Consider the following 15,366-nt stretch of genomic DNA (forward strand, 5'->3'; position numbering starts at 1 on the left):
GCCCGCCTGCGCCTTCCGGCCTGCTGCCGCGGGACCAGCGTTTAGCTGGCTGGCTCGGGCATGGCCACCCCAAGCGACTGGATCGCCGCCGAAAGCCGCGCGTTACGCCCGTAGACGTCGTTGCGGAACTGGATATGGCCATCCGATTCCACCCAGGCCGTCAGATAGGTCAGGTGGACCGGAATGTGCACGTCCAGATCGAGATAGGTTTCCTCGCCGGTGTTCAGGATCCCCTGGAACAATCCGACCGGATCATCGGTCTGGCGTGCCAGCAGATGATAGGCGAAATCATGCGGGTCATCGAGCCGGATGCAGCCCGACGAAAACGCCCGCACCTCGTAATTCATCAGGTGCTGCTCGGGGCTGTCATGCAGGTAGATCGCATGGCGGTTGGGGAACATGAACTTGACCGTGCCAAGCGCGTTGCGCGGCCCCGGGGGCTGGCGCAGGTCGAAGGGAAAGTTGCTCACCGTATACCGGCTCATGTCGATATTGGCCCTGTTGACCGGCCGCCCGTTCGACATCAGCTGCATGTAGGTGCTGCCACCCGCAAGGATGTTCGGAATATAGCTGCGCATCGCGATGGACCGCGGGACATACCAGCTCGGGTTGATGACCATGTGTTCCATCTCGTCCGAGAATTCAGGCGTCTGGCGGTCGCGCGCCCCGATGACGGAACGCGTGACAAAGGTCACCTCGCCATTGTCGATGACGCGGGTATGGAAATCGGTCAGGTTGACGTAGATGAGCCGGTCATGGACCTGCCCATCGTTGAGCCAACGATGACGCTCCATGGACAAGACGACCTCGTTCCAGTGGTCCTCGATCGACCGGTTCACGGCGGCGATGGTCGCGGAATTGGCGATGCCATCGGCGGTGATGCCGTTGTTGGTTTGGAACGCCACAACAGCGGCCTGAAGCGCCGCGTCATATTCGGCCGTGGCGGAACGGTCGAGATATCCCATACGCATCAACCGGTTGCGCAATTGCACGACTGCCACGCCGGTGTCGCCGGGCCGAAGGGTGCCTGCCTGAACGGTCGGGCCGTAACCGCCTTCAGCGGCCAGCGCCTCGAGCTCCAGCTTGGTGCGCAGCAGGCGCGTGTACCCAGGACTTTGCGGCGGGAGCGTGGCCATGAACTGATGCGGATTGCTGTCGAGGAATTCCGACATCAGGCCGTAGGGGTCGCGGTGCGGAAGATCCTGGAAGATGTCGGGAATGATCGAAGACGGATCGAGGAAGCCGCCATGCACGTCCTGCGCATATTGGAGGAAGACACGGCTGGCCAAGACATCCGCCTGCCCGCGCAAATAGGGGTTCGTCGCCGCCTCGAATGCCGCACGCAAGCCGTCCATGTCATAGCGGTCGGTCGGCAGCCCGTGCACATGCGCCTGCTCCAGCGCGCGCATGAGCGCATTGCGCCGCTCGGCCGCCTCGGTCACGGTCCAAACGGGTTCGAAATCCCGATCCCGGTAGAAGGCGACCAGCGCCTCGTCTTGCGCGGCCGCTTCGGCAATCGCCTGCCGCAGAGCTGAAAATGCCTGCGCACTGGCGGGTGCGGGCGCCATTGTCGTCACGAGGACAGGTGCCATGGCCATCGTCGCGGCCAGAAGTGCGGAACGGGCGATCCTGAACGTCATTGCGGGCAACCCTCGGTTCGAATGTCTTTGGTTATCTTATGGATACAGCAAAACAGCGTCGACGCGACACTGTCCATTCACTTTGTTGATAGTTTTTTGGCCTAGGGTCGCGCGGAAACAGGCCGAATTTTCGGACTCTCCGCGCCGGAAGGTCAGGAAAACATGGACGGACGGGCGGCTGACGAATCGATGGCAGGCGAAATTTCGCCGAAACTGGGGCCGTGGCACATTGGGTCGGCAACAAGGACTTTCACGAAAGTTTCAGTTGTGTCATGAATCTCACAGCGCCTGGGGATGGCACGCGCCTTGAAGGTTCCGGAACAAGGGATCGGCGCATCACGGACGGGCAAGACATGGGGCAACCTGACCAATGACGACGACGACGTTTTCGCGCCGCGCGCTATTGCGCGCGTTTGCTGCGACTGCCGTGACCGCGGCACCAGTTATGGCCAACGCGACGGGCTTTCTGCGCGGGGCCGGTGATGTGCGCCGCATCAAGATGTACAACGGCCGCGCGGGTGAAACGATCGACATGATCTATTGGATCGAGGGCGACTACATCGCGCCTGCCCTCGAGGAGATCAGCTTTTTCATGCGCGACTGGCGCAACAATCAGGTCCATACGATCGACGCGCGTACCATCGACATCATGACGGCCGCCCATCGCTTGCTGGAAACCTCTGAGCCCTACATGCTTTTGTCTGGCTACCGCAGCCCGGAAACCAACGCGATGCTGCGCAGCCGGTCTTCGGGTGTGGCGCGCAATTCGCTCCATATGCAAGGCGAGGCGGCGGACCTGCGGATCAATTCCCGGTCCGTCAACCAAATCTTCAACGCGGCGCGCGCCTGCAACGCCGGCGGCGTGGGCCGCTACTCCCGGTCGAACTTCGTTCACATGGATTGCGGCCCGGTCCGGAGCTGGGGCGGCTGACCTGACCACGCTTTCCTTGTCCACCGACATCACGCCCCGCAGCCCCGCCTGCGGGGTTTTCGTTTATCGGGCGGGTTGGACAGGACGCATCCGCGCCCCCATATATCGACCAGATCCCACGGAGCAGGAGCGTGCATGACCCGCTACATCAAGGACCCCGACGCCATCGCCCGCCTCAACCCCGAGCAATACCGCGTCACGCAAGCCTCAGGCACGGAACGGCCGGGCACGGGTGAATACCTCTACAACAAGGAGCCCGGCATCTACGTCGATATCGTCTCGGGCGAACCGCTGTTTGCCTCGTCCGACAAATACGAAAGCGGCTGTGGCTGGCCCAGTTTCACCAAACCCATCGAGCCCGCCCATGTCACCGAATTGCGTGACCTGAGCCATGGCATGATCCGGACCGAGGTGCGGTCGACCCATGGCGACAGCCATCTGGGTCATGTCTTTCCCGATGGACCGCGCGACCGGGGCGGCTTGCGCTATTGCATCAATTCCGCGGCCCTGCGGTTCATCCATCGCGACGACATGGAGGCCGAGGGCTACGGCGCGTATCTGGACCAAGTGGAGGATGTGGCATGAGCACGCAAAGAGAACGGGCCGTACTGGCCGGCGGTTGTTTCTGGGGCATGCAGGAATTGATCCGGCACAAACCCGGCGTGATCGCGACGCGCGTGGGCTACACGGGCGGCGATGTGCCCAACGCGACCTATCGCAACCACGGCACCCATGCCGAAGGGATCGAGATCATTTTCGACCCCGAAGTGATCAGCTATCGCGAGATCCTCGAATTCTTCTTCCAGATCCACGATCCAACAACGCTCAACCGTCAGGGCAACGACCGGGGCATGTCCTACCGCTCGGCGATCTATTTCGTGGACGAGGCGCAGCGCGCCTGCGCCCTCGACACGATCGCGGATGTGGAGGCCTCTGGCTTGTGGCCCGGCAAGGTTGTGACGGAGGTGGAACCGGTCGGTCCCTTCTGGGAGGCCGAACCCGAGCATCAGGATTACCTGCAACGCCTCCCCAATGGCTATACATGCCATTTCGCCCGCCCCAACTGGGTCCTGCCCCGGCGCGCGGCGGCCGAGTGAATGTGAAAAGGCCGGGCGAAACGCCCGGCCTTTTTTTCTCGGTCCGCCGCTTTGCGTCAGCGATGGGAGGAAAGGCTGCGGAAGCCGAATTTCTCGAAAATACGCGGATGCCCCGTCAGAACCGAAGATTTGGCCGGCGACGAGACCGAGCGCGCGGAACTGAGCATCAGGCGCCCGCCCCGGATCGCCGTCACGCGGCGCGGTTTGTTGCTGAGCAGCGGACGCGGCCAGAACCCGCGCGACATGTAGCGTGTGCCCCGCATCACGGACAGTTTGTAGTCGCGCCGCCGCGAGACGGTCGGCCACATGAACACGCCAGACAGCGTCCAGCCCGCCCATCCCGACCCAACGTAATCGTCACGCGTCATCATCAAGGGATGGTTCGTCAGGACGCTGGGCGTCTTGGCCGACAGGTCCGCGACCTCGCGGATATACTCGTTGCAGGCCCCGCGTCCGGCATCGATCCAGGCTTCGCTGTCGGCAATCGCCATAGCGGTGCGCGCGGCGCCGAATGGCGTCACGGGCGCTCGGCAGACCAACACAGCCTGACCTTCGGTCATCTTGCGGGCGTATGCGGCGCTTGCCCCCTCGCTTACGCGGGCGGCCGCCATAGCATCCGCATCGGCGCTGGCTACGAGGGTGATGGTGCTTTCCGGGAAGCCTTGGGCGCGCAATTTGTCCGCGACGCGTCGGGCGGTATCGACCTTGTCATAAAGCCGTGAGACGACGGTGGTCATGTGGCTCTCCTCCTGTCGGCCGCCGGTCGGGCGGCATTGGGTCACTGGGCACAGCGTTCGGACCCGGTCGATCCTGGCTGGAAACATAGTTTGCGGTCTGGGAAAGTCGCGCCTGTTTTCGGCGCACGGCGAAGATCGCGGCAACTGCGGTCAGCAGCAGCGCGAATTCAAGGGCAAAGACGGGCGTGTAAGGCGCCTCTGGGCGGAACCCGCCAGATCCGGGCAAGCCAAGGATCAGGTCGCGCAAGATACCGCCAAGCGCCACGGCGATGCCCGCCGCCGTCGCCTGCACCGCGCCCCAGGCTCCAAGCGCCAGTCCGACCTGCGCGCGCGGCGCGCTGCGCATCGTGGCTGTCAGCGTCCCATGCCCGAAAAGCCCCGCGCCCAAACCGGCAAGACCTGTTCCGATCACGAACATGATGCCCGAGCTCATTGGCCCTGCGGCAATGATCAGTGCAAAGGCCGGTAGGCCCATCAGCGCGCCCCACCAAGCCACGTCCAACGGGTCACGGCCATCCATCAGCACCCGGGATGCGATGGCGAAACCGACAAGCCCTCCTGCCGCGAGTACGGCGGTCAACCGGGTCGTCGCGGCGACCGACAGGTCCAGAACCTGACCGCCATAGGGTTCCAAAAGGACATCGGCCATGCCAAAGCCCATGGTCCCCAGCGCAATCACGATCAATAGGCCAACCGCCGTGCGCCCTTGTACAAAAAGTCGCCACGCGTCGCGGAATTCGGGATGAGTTTCCACACGGTTGGCGCGGTCGCGGTCGCGAGGCTCCTGTTTCCAGAGCGCGAGCAGGTTCAGCGCGATGGTGATCACGGCCGCCCCCTGTACCACGCGCACCAGCTTGCCCGGGCTGTAATCCTGCAGCAGCCAGCCGAAGACCAAGGCCGATCCGATCATCCCCAACAGCAGCATGACATACATCAGGCCCACGACCTTGGGCTGATCCTCCACCTCCACCAGATCGGTCGCCAGCGCGAGGCCAACTGTCTGCACCATATGCACGCCCGCCCCGACGAGAAGGAAGGCAAGTGCCGCGGCCCCCTGCCCGATCCATGCCGGCGCATCGGCGGCCTGTTCGAACCCCGAAAGCACAAGCAGCGCGAAAGGCATGATGGCAAAACCGCCGAATTGCAGCATCGTCCCCTTCCAGATGTAGGGAACGCGGCGCCAACCCAAGGCGGATTTGTGGGTGTCGGATTTGTAGCCGATCAGGGCCCGGAAGGGCGCAAAGACCAGCGGCAGGGCGATCATCAGCGACACGAGCGAGGCAGGAACCGAAAGTTCCACGATCATCACCCGGTTCAACGTGCCGACCAGCAGCACCAACGCCATGCCGACCGTCACCTGGAACAGCGACAACCGCAACAGGCGCGACAAGGGCACGGCTTCGCTTGCGACATCGGCAAAGGGCAGGAAGCGCGGAGCGATACCCTGGATCTTGCGAAGCGCTGTGTCGCGAAGAATGGCCATGCTGGAAAAACGTCCAATCCGCCCGTTTGCATCATGTTTCCGGGGGCGGGCCGGAATCGGGTCGGGGGTGCGGGATCAGCCGCGGCCTCCGACCCGTGTGTCACGGTCGTTCGGCATGCGTTCAGCCCCTATTGCCGCAGCGCGGCCTGGGTCAGATCGTCCACCACCAGTGTCGCGGTCCGGCCATCGGGCAGGATGACGCGCAGCGATTGCGAGCCGTCGGCATTCGCCTCGATGAACATCGGCAGGGCCGCTGTCGCATCGGCCGAGGCCGGCAGCATCGAGGGTGCCGTTTCAAGCGCCGCGCTGTCGGAGGATCCGCCGCCGGTCACATAGGGGCTGTACCACGATCCGACACCCGCACCGATCACGGACAGGTGCACGGCCAGCGAAGTCACCGCCACGCCACCGAGAAAGAGGGGAACGCCCACGGTCGGTTTGACCACAAGCCACATCTTTGCGTTGTTCATGATGCGTCTCCCCTCAACCGAGCCACGGTGTGGACACGGCGACCAGCACATGCGCCAAAAGCGCGATCGCGCCAAAGACACGCGTGCCGTCGATGAGGTAGCTGTGCACCTCTTCTGCTTCTTTCAGGGTCAGACCGGTCGGCCAGACCTTATCGGGATCGTCGGCCATGTGCCGCCCCTCCTTTCTTGCGATAAACCGGCGGGCACAATGCCGCGCCGCTCCTGGACACCGGAAGGTCGCCCCTACAGCGCCAATACTGTCAGGCTGACATGACAGATGGGCAGTTTCAACTGTAAATCTAACGTGACAGTATCTTTCACCCAGAGCCTTGGAATCCAAAGCGCTTGCAGGCGGCGATATTGCCGCAAAAGCCCGTCGGGGGTCATCCGCTGACGCAGAAATTAGTTTCGAATCGGGCGAAGTCAGATCGCGCTTGCCCCACACAGGGGCAAAAGCGCTTGCAGTGTCGCCGCCTCGCACAGCGCGGTGGCGGGCGTCGTCACCGCGGCGCTAGCGGCAGCGCAGCCCCAAGACAACACCTCCGGCAAAGGCTGGCCGCGCGACAAGGCAAGAACCGCCCCGGCCACGAAACTGTCCCCCGCCCCGGTGCGCGAGACGACCGGAACATCTGCTGCGGGCGCGAACCAACGCCCCGTTTCGGCGGCAAGGACCGATCCCTCGGCCCCGCGCGCAAGGATCACGGTCCGGGCCGCCCCTGATCGCACCAAATCTGCGGCGAAATCCGCGCTGTCGAAAAGATCCGGCAGGGCGCGGCCGGCCAGTGCTTCGGATTCGACCTGATCCATCCGCAAGACGGCCATCAAGGTGCGCGCCGATGCCAGTGCCGCCAAGGCCGCGCCCGATGTGTCCGCGACAACCAAAACGCCCTGCCCTGTCAGCGCCTGCACCATCGCGACCTGTGCCTCGGGCGCGATCCCCGGTGGCAAGGATCCCGACAGCACCAGCCAATCGCCGGGTCCCGCGCGGTTCAAGAGCGCATCCTGAACCCCGGCCATATCCGCTGCGGCCCACGTCGGGCCGGGAAAGATGAACCGGAACTGCTGCCCGGACGCCCCTTCGATCACCGACAGGTTTTGGCGCAGATCGCCCGGCGCGGGCAGATGTTCCATCGCCACGCCGTGATCGGCCAGCATCCGCGCCAATTCCGCACCCGCCATCCCCTGCGCGGCCACCAGCGCCACGGCCTGCCCGCCCAGTTGCGTGATCGCGCGCGCGACGTTGAGCCCGCCACCGCCCGGATCGCGCCTTGGCTCGGTGCAGCGCAGCTTTTCGCCCGGCACGATCTGGGGCGTCGTGGTCTCGAGGTCGATTGCCGGGTTCAGGGTGACGGTCAGGATGGCCATGATCCGTCCTATCCTGCGGAGGCCTTGGCGCTCAAGCGGATCAGAGGGCGAATTGCCCTCGTTCCTCCGGGCTCAATTGTGCGACCAGCCCCTTCTCCCAAGCCAGATAGAGGCGCGAGGCGTCGGCGTCACCGTCATGGCGACCATGGGCAAAGCTGATGATATCGACCGCGGCCGACAGGTTCATCACCTCGCCCGGCACGATCTCGGCCCCGGCGTCGCGCAGCGCGGGCAGGCCGCCCTCGACCACCCGCACCGTGTCATGCCCGCGCGCGATCAGGCTGGCGGCGGCCAAGGCCGCGCGGGGGCCATCATCCCCAATCAGGAAAGGTGCGCGACCTTCGGGCAAATCGCGCAGCCGTGCACGATGGGACCAGATCGCACCCCTGACCGTGTTCTTGGTGTGAGCGGTGGAGCTGCGCAGGTCGATCCACTCTGCACCTCCTCCTGCGACTTGGGCCAGCGCGTCGCCCGCGCGAATGGTCGGGACGGGCCTATAGGGTGCGATCGGCCGGTCTTGCCGCGGCAGGATGCGCAAGGCCGTCGTGATCTGGCAAACGGCGACTTCATGACCAAGCGCGCGCAGCCAATAGGCCGCAAGCCCCGCGCGCAAACCGGTGTCATCGACCAGCACAACGCGCGCGCGGCGTGGCCCGATGAAACGATCAGTTGCCTGCACCAATGTCACAACAGGGACCGGCGTGGCGCAAGGTACGGGATCGCCCGCCGCCTCCGCCGGATCTCGCACGTCGAAGACAAAGGTCGTCCTGCCCGGATCGTCGCGCCATCTGGCCAGATCCGCCGCCGTGATCGTCGCAATGCCGTGCCGCCCGATGAAATCCCGCGCTCTTGCGGCGCTTGCCTCTGCATCTGCGGGCGGCAGCGGTGCTGCCGGATTTCCGCACTCCAACGCATGCCCGGCCAATCGCCAGCCCTGCGTTCCATCCTCGAGCCACCAGACCTCACGCGCAGGCTCGATCAAGGACAGGCTGGCCGCCCCCACGATCCCGCGCGTCCGACCCGCGCAGGTCAGCACGATGGGAACATGTGCGGGCAGGCTGTCGATCCTGTGGACGAGTTCACCGTTCGGCAGGCAAACGGCACCTGGAACCGTCATCTGCGCATGTTCCGTCGCGGGCCGCGTATCGAAGAACAAGAGATCCCGCCCCTCCTTCCGCCATGCCGCAAGGTCGTCGGGTGCGAGGGGCCGGGGATGCAGCGCCAGTTCCGCGAGTTCCCCCAGCGTCTTGGAGGGAACGTGAACCCCTTTGTAGAGGGTCAGTCCTGCCGCCGCCCATCCCGGCGCGCCGCCGGCGACACACGACAACGCCGTGTAGCCCATGGCCGATAGGATCGCCGCTGCCTCCATCGCCACGCCGTCCCCGCCATCAAGCAACATGACCGGGCAGGACGGGCGCGGCACCAGCACGGCGATCTCTACTTCCAGCGTGCTGAAGGGACAGGGTACGGCGAAAAGCGGATGGCCTTCGGAGAACGGTCCGGGTTCGCGCAGGTCGATCAGGGCGATCTCGCCCTGTCCCAGAACTCGGTCATTGGCCTCCTGCGGCGTGATCGTCTCTGCCATGCGCCCTCCCCGGCGTCCGCCTATCCTGCGCGGCCGTCAGGGTTTGCGATGGCCTTCGGGTGCTTCCTCGTAAGGCGACCAGCCATGTTCACTACCGCTGTCGGGCAGGTCATCGGGCCGAAGGCTTTGAACCATGTAGACCTTTGCAATGAAATGCGCCGTGATGGGCGCGGTCATGAACAGGAACAGGGTGATCAGCAGTTCATGGAAGGAAAACTGGTCCTTCTCGACGTAGAACCAGATCATCGAGGCGATCAACATGCCGCCAACCCCAAGGGTCGTGGCCTTGGTCGGGGCATGAAGGCGCTGCAGCGTGTGACGCAACCGCACCAGCCCGAAGGAGCCGACGAAGCCGAAGATGCCGCTGATTACCAGTGCCGCAGAAATCAGGATCTCACCGATCATGTCCATCTCTCGCCCCCCCTATTCGATGATGTTGCCGCGCAGCAGATAGCGGCAATAGGCAACGGTCGACACGAAGCCCACCATCGCGATCAGCATCGCTGCTTCGAAATAGATCGCCGTGCCGCGCCAGATCCCGTAGAGCACCAAGAGCGCGATGACGTTGATCACCATCGTGTCCAGCGCAAGGATCCGGTCGGCGGCGCTCGGCCCCTGTGCGATCCGCCAAAGGTCGAGGATCAGCGCTACGCCGTAGCAGCTTGCCGCGAAGAACAAGGCCATCTCGATCATTCGAAAATCTCCTTCAGACGGCGTTCATATCGGGTCTTGATCTGGTCGCGCACGCCGTCGGGGTCATCGGTGTCCAGCGTGTGAACGAGGATGGCGGAATTGTCGGCCGACAGCGTGGCCGAGACCGTGCCCGGCGTCATGGTGATCGTTCCGGCCAGAACGGTGATCGCCTCGGCCGAGGTCAGGTCGACCGGCACACTGATCCAGGTTGACCGGATCCGCGCCTCGGGTCGAAACAGCAAGATCATGGCGACCTGCACGTTGGCGACCACGATATCCCACAAGACGACAAGTGTATATTCGACGATCATCCGTGGGTTCCGCACGCGCGGGCGGTCGGGCCAATAGGCCCGCGTCAGCATCGGGATGACAAGGCCGAAGCCGGCGCCGAGGATGACGTTGCCCAGCGTCACCTTGTTGACCAGGGCAAGCCACACCACGACGAGCGTCAGGGTCAGCAGCGGGTGGGGAACCAGACGTGCCAGCATGTCCTCAACCTCCCGTGCCGGTGCCAAGCACCGCGGCCATGTATCCCGCCCGATCAAAGATCTGCTGCGCGGTATCCTCCAGATAGCCAGATACCGGCAACGCAAAGACCGCAAGCAAACCCAGCATCCCTATGGCCACCATCGCGGGCGCCAGTTCCCAAGCCCCGGCCTTGCGCGTCTCTGGTTTGGCGACAAGCGGCGCTTCGATCGCCGTCGAGGACCAGAACAAGATGCTGCCAGCGCGCGCAAATCCGACGATGGTCAGAAGCGAACCGATCAAGATCGCGCTCCACGCCCAAGCCATGATGCCCGGCTCGCGCAGCGCGTCGAGGATCAACAGCTTGCCCAAAAACCCGCTCAGCGGCGGCATCCCGGCCATACCGACGGCCGCACCGAAAAACAGGGCCGCGAACAACCCGTTTTGCGCGGTTGCAAGCACCGGCCGCAATCCGTCGCCGCCCCGGCGTGACACCACGAGATCCGCGACAAGGAAAAGGCACGCGGCGGCAAAGGTCGAATGCACGAGGTAATAGAGCGCTGCCATCGTTGCGTCAGGAGAAAAGGCCGCAACAGCCGCCATCAACGTCCCCATGGAGCCCAAGACCGAAAAGGCGATCAGCGGCATCAACCGACGCGCACCCAGAACGCCGAAGGCGCCCACGGCGATTGTGACGATGGCCGCAGGAAACAGCCATGTCGCCGCCAGATCCTCGGTCGGTGCGATGCCGGGGCCAAAGGAAATCGTGTGGACCCGCAAGATCGCATAAGCCCCCACTTTTGTCATGATGGCGAACAACGCCGCCACCGGAGCGGAGGCATTGGCATAGGTCGCGGGCAGCCAGAACTGCACCGGAAACAGCGCCGCCTTGACCGCGAAGACGATCATCAGAAGGATCGCGGCAACCCGCACCAGCGCCGCCTCCTCTGCCGGGATGGTCGCGATCACGCGCGCCATGTCGGCGATGTTGAGTGTGCCGGTCGAGGCGTAAAGTGTTCCGAGAGCGAAGAGGAACAGGGTCGAACCGGCAAGGTTCATGACCACGTATTGCAGCCCCGCCCGGACGCGATCCCGCCCGCCTGCATGGATCATCAATCCGTAGGACGCGATCAAAAGCACCTCGAAGAAGACGAACAGGTTGAACACGTCCCCCGTCAGGAAGGCCCCGCAGATGCCCATGAGCTGGAACTGGAACAGCGTGTGGAAATGCTTGCCGCGCGCGTCCCAACCGGTCGCAATGGCATGGATCAACACGATCAGCGCCAGCGTCGCGGTCAAAAGCACCATCAGCGCCGAAAGACGGTCCAGCACCAGCACGATGCCGAAAGGTGCCGGCCAATCGCCCAGGCGGTAGACAAAGGTTTCGCCTCCCGCGGCCATCATGGCGAGCCCGACGGCCACACCCAGCAACAGAACCGTTCCGGTGACCGAAGCGATGCGCGCCATGCTGATGTCGTGGCGCATGACGAAGCCGATGATGGGCGCAAAGAGCGCGGGCATCACGACAGGCAGGATGATCCAGTGCATCACTTGCCCTCCCCGTCGGCGCGGTCATCGGTGGCGTCGATATCCACCCGGTCGCTTTCGGCCTCGAAATAGGCGGCGAGCCCGATCATCACCAGAACGGCCGTCATCCCGAAGGAAATCACGATCGCCGTCAGCACCAGCGCCTGCGGCAGAGGGTCGGTATAGCTTGCCTCGCCATAACGCGACAGGATCGGCGATTGGTCGATGGCCAGACGCCCGCTCGCAAAGATGAAGACGTTGACCGCATAGGACAGAAAGGCCAGACCGAGGATCACGGGGAACGTGCGCAGGCGCAGCAGCAGGTAAACACCCGCCGCCGTCAGAACACCGATGGCGCTTGCAAGGATCGCTTCCATGTCAGGTCTCCGCCCCGCGTTCGGTGACCCTGTCGGCGGGGTCGTAGTCCATCGCTTCTACGTTCACGGTCTCGCCGGCGTGGCGGGCGATACGTGAGAGGCTGTAGAGCATCAACATCACGGCTCCCAGAACGGTCAGGAACACGCCCAGATCGAAAAGCATGGCCGTGGCCAGTTCGAATTCCTCGATCGGCGGGAGGTGCACGTATGTATAGGCCGAGGTCAGGAAGGGCGTGCCCGAAAGCCAGGCCCCTGCCCCGGTCAGCCCGGCGATGATCACGCCAAAGCCGATCAGCGTATGGTATTCGATCCGCTTGCGCGCCTGCGTCCAGGCAAAGCCCGAAGCCATGTATTGCATCAGGAGCGCGATGGCCACGACCAGACCCGCGACGAAACCACCGCCCGGCTCGTTGTGCCCGCGCAAGAAGATATAGGCACCAACCACGATGGCGATGGGCATCAGGACACGGGTGACCACGACCATCATCAGCGGATGGCGGTCGCGCGACAGATGCGTCACCGCCAGTCCCTCGCGCAAGACCTCCGACATCGCGCCGCCGCCGCGCAGCTTGCGCGCCACGGGACCGGCCAGAAGCGTCTGGACCAGCGCGTAGATCACCATGCCCGCGATCCCCAGAACGATGATCTCGCCATAGGTATCATAGCCCCGGAAATCCACGAGGATCACGTTGACCACATTGGTGCCGCCCCCGCCCTCGTAGCTGTTGTCGAGGTGGAATTGGGAGATGGTCGAGATGTCGCGCAGCATGAAGGCATAGGCCAAAGCGCCAACCCCGCCCCCAGCCACGACGGCAATCACACCGTCGCGCACGCGACGTAGCACGCTGCTTTCGACGGGTGTCGTCTTGGGCAGGAAATGCAGCGCCAGCAGCAACAGCATGATGGTCACCGTCTCGACCGAAATTTGCGTCAGCGCCAGATCAGGCGCCGACAGATAGGCAAAACCCGCCGAGATCGTCAGGCCGATGATCCCGATCAGCACGAGAGAGGTGAACCGGTCACGGTGCAAGATGACCACCGCCACACTGGCAACGATCAGCATCAGCCAACCGATCCCGATCACCGCAGGCACCGGCAACAGGCCACGGGTCGGCGCGGACAACGCGCTGCCAGAATAGGCGATCCAGCCAAGGGCGACCGAGGTGACGACAAAGACAGCCAGATAGCGGCTGATCGCGCCATTATGCGCAATCTCGGTTATGCCGCGCGACAGGGCGATGATGGCAGCAAGAAGCCGGTCGAAGATCGCTTTGGCCTCGGGGCGCGGCGCTGCCTCCCATGCCGACAGAAACGGTTTGTGCAGGCCAAGAAGGGCCCCGCCCCCAAGAACCGCGATGATCGACATCCACAGCGCAGGCGTCGCGCCATGCCAGATCTTCAGATGCGGATGCAGATCGGCTCCGGTCACGGCATTGGCCGCTGCCGTCACGATTCCTTCGGCAAGGAAGGGCGCGACCCCGATGACAACCACCAGAACGGTCAAAAGCGCGGGAGCAGCCCAAAGGCCCATGGGCGGATCATGCGGCTTGTGTGGATAATCGTCGCGAACCGGCCCAAGAAAGACATGGCCGATGAAGCGGAAGGAATAGGCCACCGACAACAGCGCACCCAAGGTCGCCAGAACCGGCACAGCCCAAGTGCTGCCCGCCCAATAGGTGTGAGATGCCTCCTCCAGCATCATCTCCTTGGACAGGAACCCGTTCAAAAGCGGTATGCCCGCCATCGACAATGCCGCGATCGTTCCGATGGCGAATGTGATCGGCATCAAATGGCGCAGACCGCCAAGCCGGCTGATGTCGCGGGTATGGGTCTCGTGATCGACGATCCCCACCGTCATGAAGAGCGCTGCCTTGAAGGTCAGGTGGTTCAGGATGTGGAACACCGCAGCCACCGCCGCCGCCTCGGTCCCGAAGCCCAGAAGCATGGTCAGAAGACCAAGATGGCTGACCGTCGAAAAGGCCAGAAGCGCCTTCAGATCATCCTTGAACAGCGCGATCAGCGCACCCAGCACCATGGTGACCAGACCCGTGGTCGCCACGATGTAGAACCATGCATCCGTCCCTGCCAATACGGGCCACATCCGCGCCATCAGGAAAACACCCGCCTTCACCATGGTCGCCGAATGCAGATAGGCCGACACGGGCGTCGGTGCCGCCATCGCGTGCGGCAACCAGAAATGGAACGGGAACTGCGCCGATTTGGTGAAGGCCCCCAAAAGGATCAGGATCAGCGCGGGCAGATACCATTCGGAAGCCCGGATCGCCTCACCCGCTTGCAAGATATCGGTCAGCTTGTAGCTGCCCGCGACATGGCCAAGGATCAACATGCCCCCGATCATCGCAAGCCCGCCTGCCCCGGTCACGGCCAAGGCCATCCGCGCGCCCTGCCGGCCCTCGGGCAAATGTTTCCAATAGCCGATGAGCAGGAAGGACGAGAGCGACGTCAGCTCCCAAAAGATCAGCAGTAGCAGGATGTTGTCGGAAATAACGATGCCCAGCATCGCGCCCTGGAACATCAGGAGATAGGTGTAGAACTGCCCCATCGGATCGTCGCCCGACAGGTAGAACCGCGCGTAAAGCGTGATGAGCAAGCCGACGCCAAGGATCATCGCGGCAAACATCAACCCCAGACCGTCGAGGAAGAAAGAGACCGAAAGCCCCAGCTGCGGCAGCCACATCACCTCGGCCGTGATGACCTCTCCGCGCAGCACATCGGGCGCGAGGATCATCAACAGGATCAGGGCGAGCACTGTCGGGACAGCGGTAAAACTTGCGCAGGCATTGCGTCCTGCACGAATCATGATCCCCGGAATCACTGCGCCCAAAAAGGGCAACAAGGATATCAGGAACAGGAAATGGCCCTGGTCGTTCATTTATGCGTCCCTGCCGTGCACGCGGCGTTCCGTCTTGGATAAGCGGTTGCAGGCCGATGGAAAAGAGCCTGACAGCCCCATGAACGACGCCTTTTGGAAAAAT

The 15,366-nt window shown here is 63.7% G+C and carries 16 protein-coding genes; 3 read left to right on the plus strand and 13 right to left on the minus strand.

Translation table 11 applies throughout. The features are described 5' to 3' along the window. Window positions 1-41: 41 nt before the first annotated feature. Window positions 42-1,640 carry a L,D-transpeptidase family protein gene (locus QQK63_RS10635; RefSeq protein ID WP_277822554.1) on the minus strand — a complete coding sequence of 533 codons (1,599 nt, stop codon included), beginning with the start codon at window positions 1,638-1,640 and terminating at the stop codon, window positions 42-44. A gap of 370 nt (window positions 1,641-2,010) precedes the next feature. On the opposite strand from QQK63_RS10635, the gene mepK reads away from it, so the two are divergent. The 3 genes from mepK (at window position 2,011) to msrA (ending at window position 3,668) form a co-directional block, all read left to right on the plus strand. Continuing rightward, complete coding sequence (mepK, locus tag QQK63_RS10640) at window positions 2,011-2,571, plus strand: peptidoglycan L,D-endopeptidase MepK (RefSeq protein ID WP_277822556.1); 561 nt, start codon at window positions 2,011-2,013, stop codon at window positions 2,569-2,571. Between the two features lie 135 nt (window positions 2,572-2,706). Then, window positions 2,707-3,156, plus strand: a complete 450-nt coding sequence (gene msrB / locus QQK63_RS10645) for a peptide-methionine (R)-S-oxide reductase MsrB (RefSeq protein WP_277822558.1) — start codon at window positions 2,707-2,709, stop codon at window positions 3,154-3,156. Next, the gene (msrA, locus tag QQK63_RS10650) at window positions 3,153-3,668 is read left to right on the plus strand and encodes a peptide-methionine (S)-S-oxide reductase MsrA (RefSeq protein ID WP_277822561.1); all 516 of its coding nucleotides are present in this window, start codon (window positions 3,153-3,155) and stop codon (window positions 3,666-3,668) included. Before msrB ends, msrA begins: the two co-directional genes overlap by 4 nt. A 56-nt stretch (window positions 3,669-3,724) precedes the next feature. On the opposite strand, the gene QQK63_RS10655 is transcribed toward msrA, so the two are convergent. The 12 genes from QQK63_RS10655 to QQK63_RS10710 all read right to left on the minus strand — a co-directional run bounded on the left by QQK63_RS10655 (window position 3,725) and on the right by QQK63_RS10710 (window position 15,263). Further along, the gene (locus tag QQK63_RS10655) at window positions 3,725-4,405 is read right to left on the minus strand and encodes a hypothetical protein (RefSeq protein ID WP_277822563.1); all 681 of its coding nucleotides are present in this window, start codon (window positions 4,403-4,405) and stop codon (window positions 3,725-3,727) included. Continuing rightward, window positions 4,377-5,888 (minus strand): PucC family protein, encoded by a 1,512-nt coding sequence (locus QQK63_RS10660; protein ID WP_277822565.1) that lies wholly within the window; start codon window positions 5,886-5,888, stop codon window positions 4,377-4,379. Before QQK63_RS10660 ends, QQK63_RS10655 begins: the two co-directional genes overlap by 29 nt. Window positions 5,889-6,016: 128 nt before the next feature. Further along, a complete protein-coding gene (locus QQK63_RS10665; protein WP_277822567.1) occupies window positions 6,017-6,358 on the minus strand; it encodes a light-harvesting protein in 342 nt (113 codons plus the stop codon). Window positions 6,359-6,371: 13 nt separating this feature from the next. After that, the gene (gene pufB, locus QQK63_RS10670; RefSeq protein WP_277822569.1) at window positions 6,372-6,527 is read right to left on the minus strand and encodes a light-harvesting antenna LH1, beta subunit; all 156 of its coding nucleotides are present in this window, start codon (window positions 6,525-6,527) and stop codon (window positions 6,372-6,374) included. Between the two features lie 254 nt (window positions 6,528-6,781). After that, window positions 6,782-7,723 carry a 1-phosphofructokinase family hexose kinase gene (locus QQK63_RS10675; RefSeq protein WP_336618784.1) on the minus strand — a complete coding sequence of 314 codons (942 nt, stop codon included), beginning with the start codon at window positions 7,721-7,723 and terminating at the stop codon, window positions 6,782-6,784. A 40-nt stretch (window positions 7,724-7,763) separates the two neighbouring features. Next, window positions 7,764-9,308 (minus strand): rhodanese-like domain-containing protein, encoded by a 1,545-nt coding sequence (locus QQK63_RS10680; RefSeq protein WP_277822571.1) that lies wholly within the window; start codon window positions 9,306-9,308, stop codon window positions 7,764-7,766. A 36-nt stretch (window positions 9,309-9,344) separates the two neighbouring features. Next, a complete protein-coding gene (locus tag QQK63_RS10685) occupies window positions 9,345-9,719 on the minus strand; it encodes a Na+/H+ antiporter subunit G (protein ID WP_277822573.1) in 375 nt (124 codons plus the stop codon). A gap of 12 nt (window positions 9,720-9,731) precedes the next feature. Continuing rightward, window positions 9,732-10,001 (minus strand): K+/H+ antiporter subunit F, encoded by a 270-nt coding sequence (locus tag QQK63_RS10690; protein WP_277822575.1) that lies wholly within the window; start codon window positions 9,999-10,001, stop codon window positions 9,732-9,734. Next, window positions 9,998-10,489 (minus strand): Na+/H+ antiporter subunit E, encoded by a 492-nt coding sequence (locus tag QQK63_RS10695; protein ID WP_277822577.1) that lies wholly within the window; start codon window positions 10,487-10,489, stop codon window positions 9,998-10,000. The genes QQK63_RS10690 and QQK63_RS10695 overlap by 4 nt, the downstream gene beginning before the upstream one ends. Before the next feature lie 4 nt (window positions 10,490-10,493). Beyond that, on the minus strand, window positions 10,494-12,017 hold the full coding sequence (locus QQK63_RS10700; RefSeq protein WP_277822579.1) for a monovalent cation/H+ antiporter subunit D: 1,524 nt from the start codon (window positions 12,015-12,017) through the stop codon (window positions 10,494-10,496). Further along, window positions 12,014-12,370 (minus strand): Na+/H+ antiporter subunit C, encoded by a 357-nt coding sequence (locus QQK63_RS10705; RefSeq protein ID WP_277822581.1) that lies wholly within the window; start codon window positions 12,368-12,370, stop codon window positions 12,014-12,016. The genes QQK63_RS10700 and QQK63_RS10705 overlap by 4 nt, the downstream gene beginning before the upstream one ends. Window position 12,371: 1 nt before the next feature. After that, the gene (locus tag QQK63_RS10710; protein ID WP_277822583.1) at window positions 12,372-15,263 is read right to left on the minus strand and encodes a monovalent cation/H+ antiporter subunit A; all 2,892 of its coding nucleotides are present in this window, start codon (window positions 15,261-15,263) and stop codon (window positions 12,372-12,374) included. Window positions 15,264-15,366: the final 103 nt, after the last annotated feature.

The organism is Roseicyclus marinus, from assembly GCF_030163795.1.
Classification (GTDB): domain Bacteria; phylum Pseudomonadota; class Alphaproteobacteria; order Rhodobacterales; family Rhodobacteraceae; genus Roseicyclus; species Roseicyclus marinus.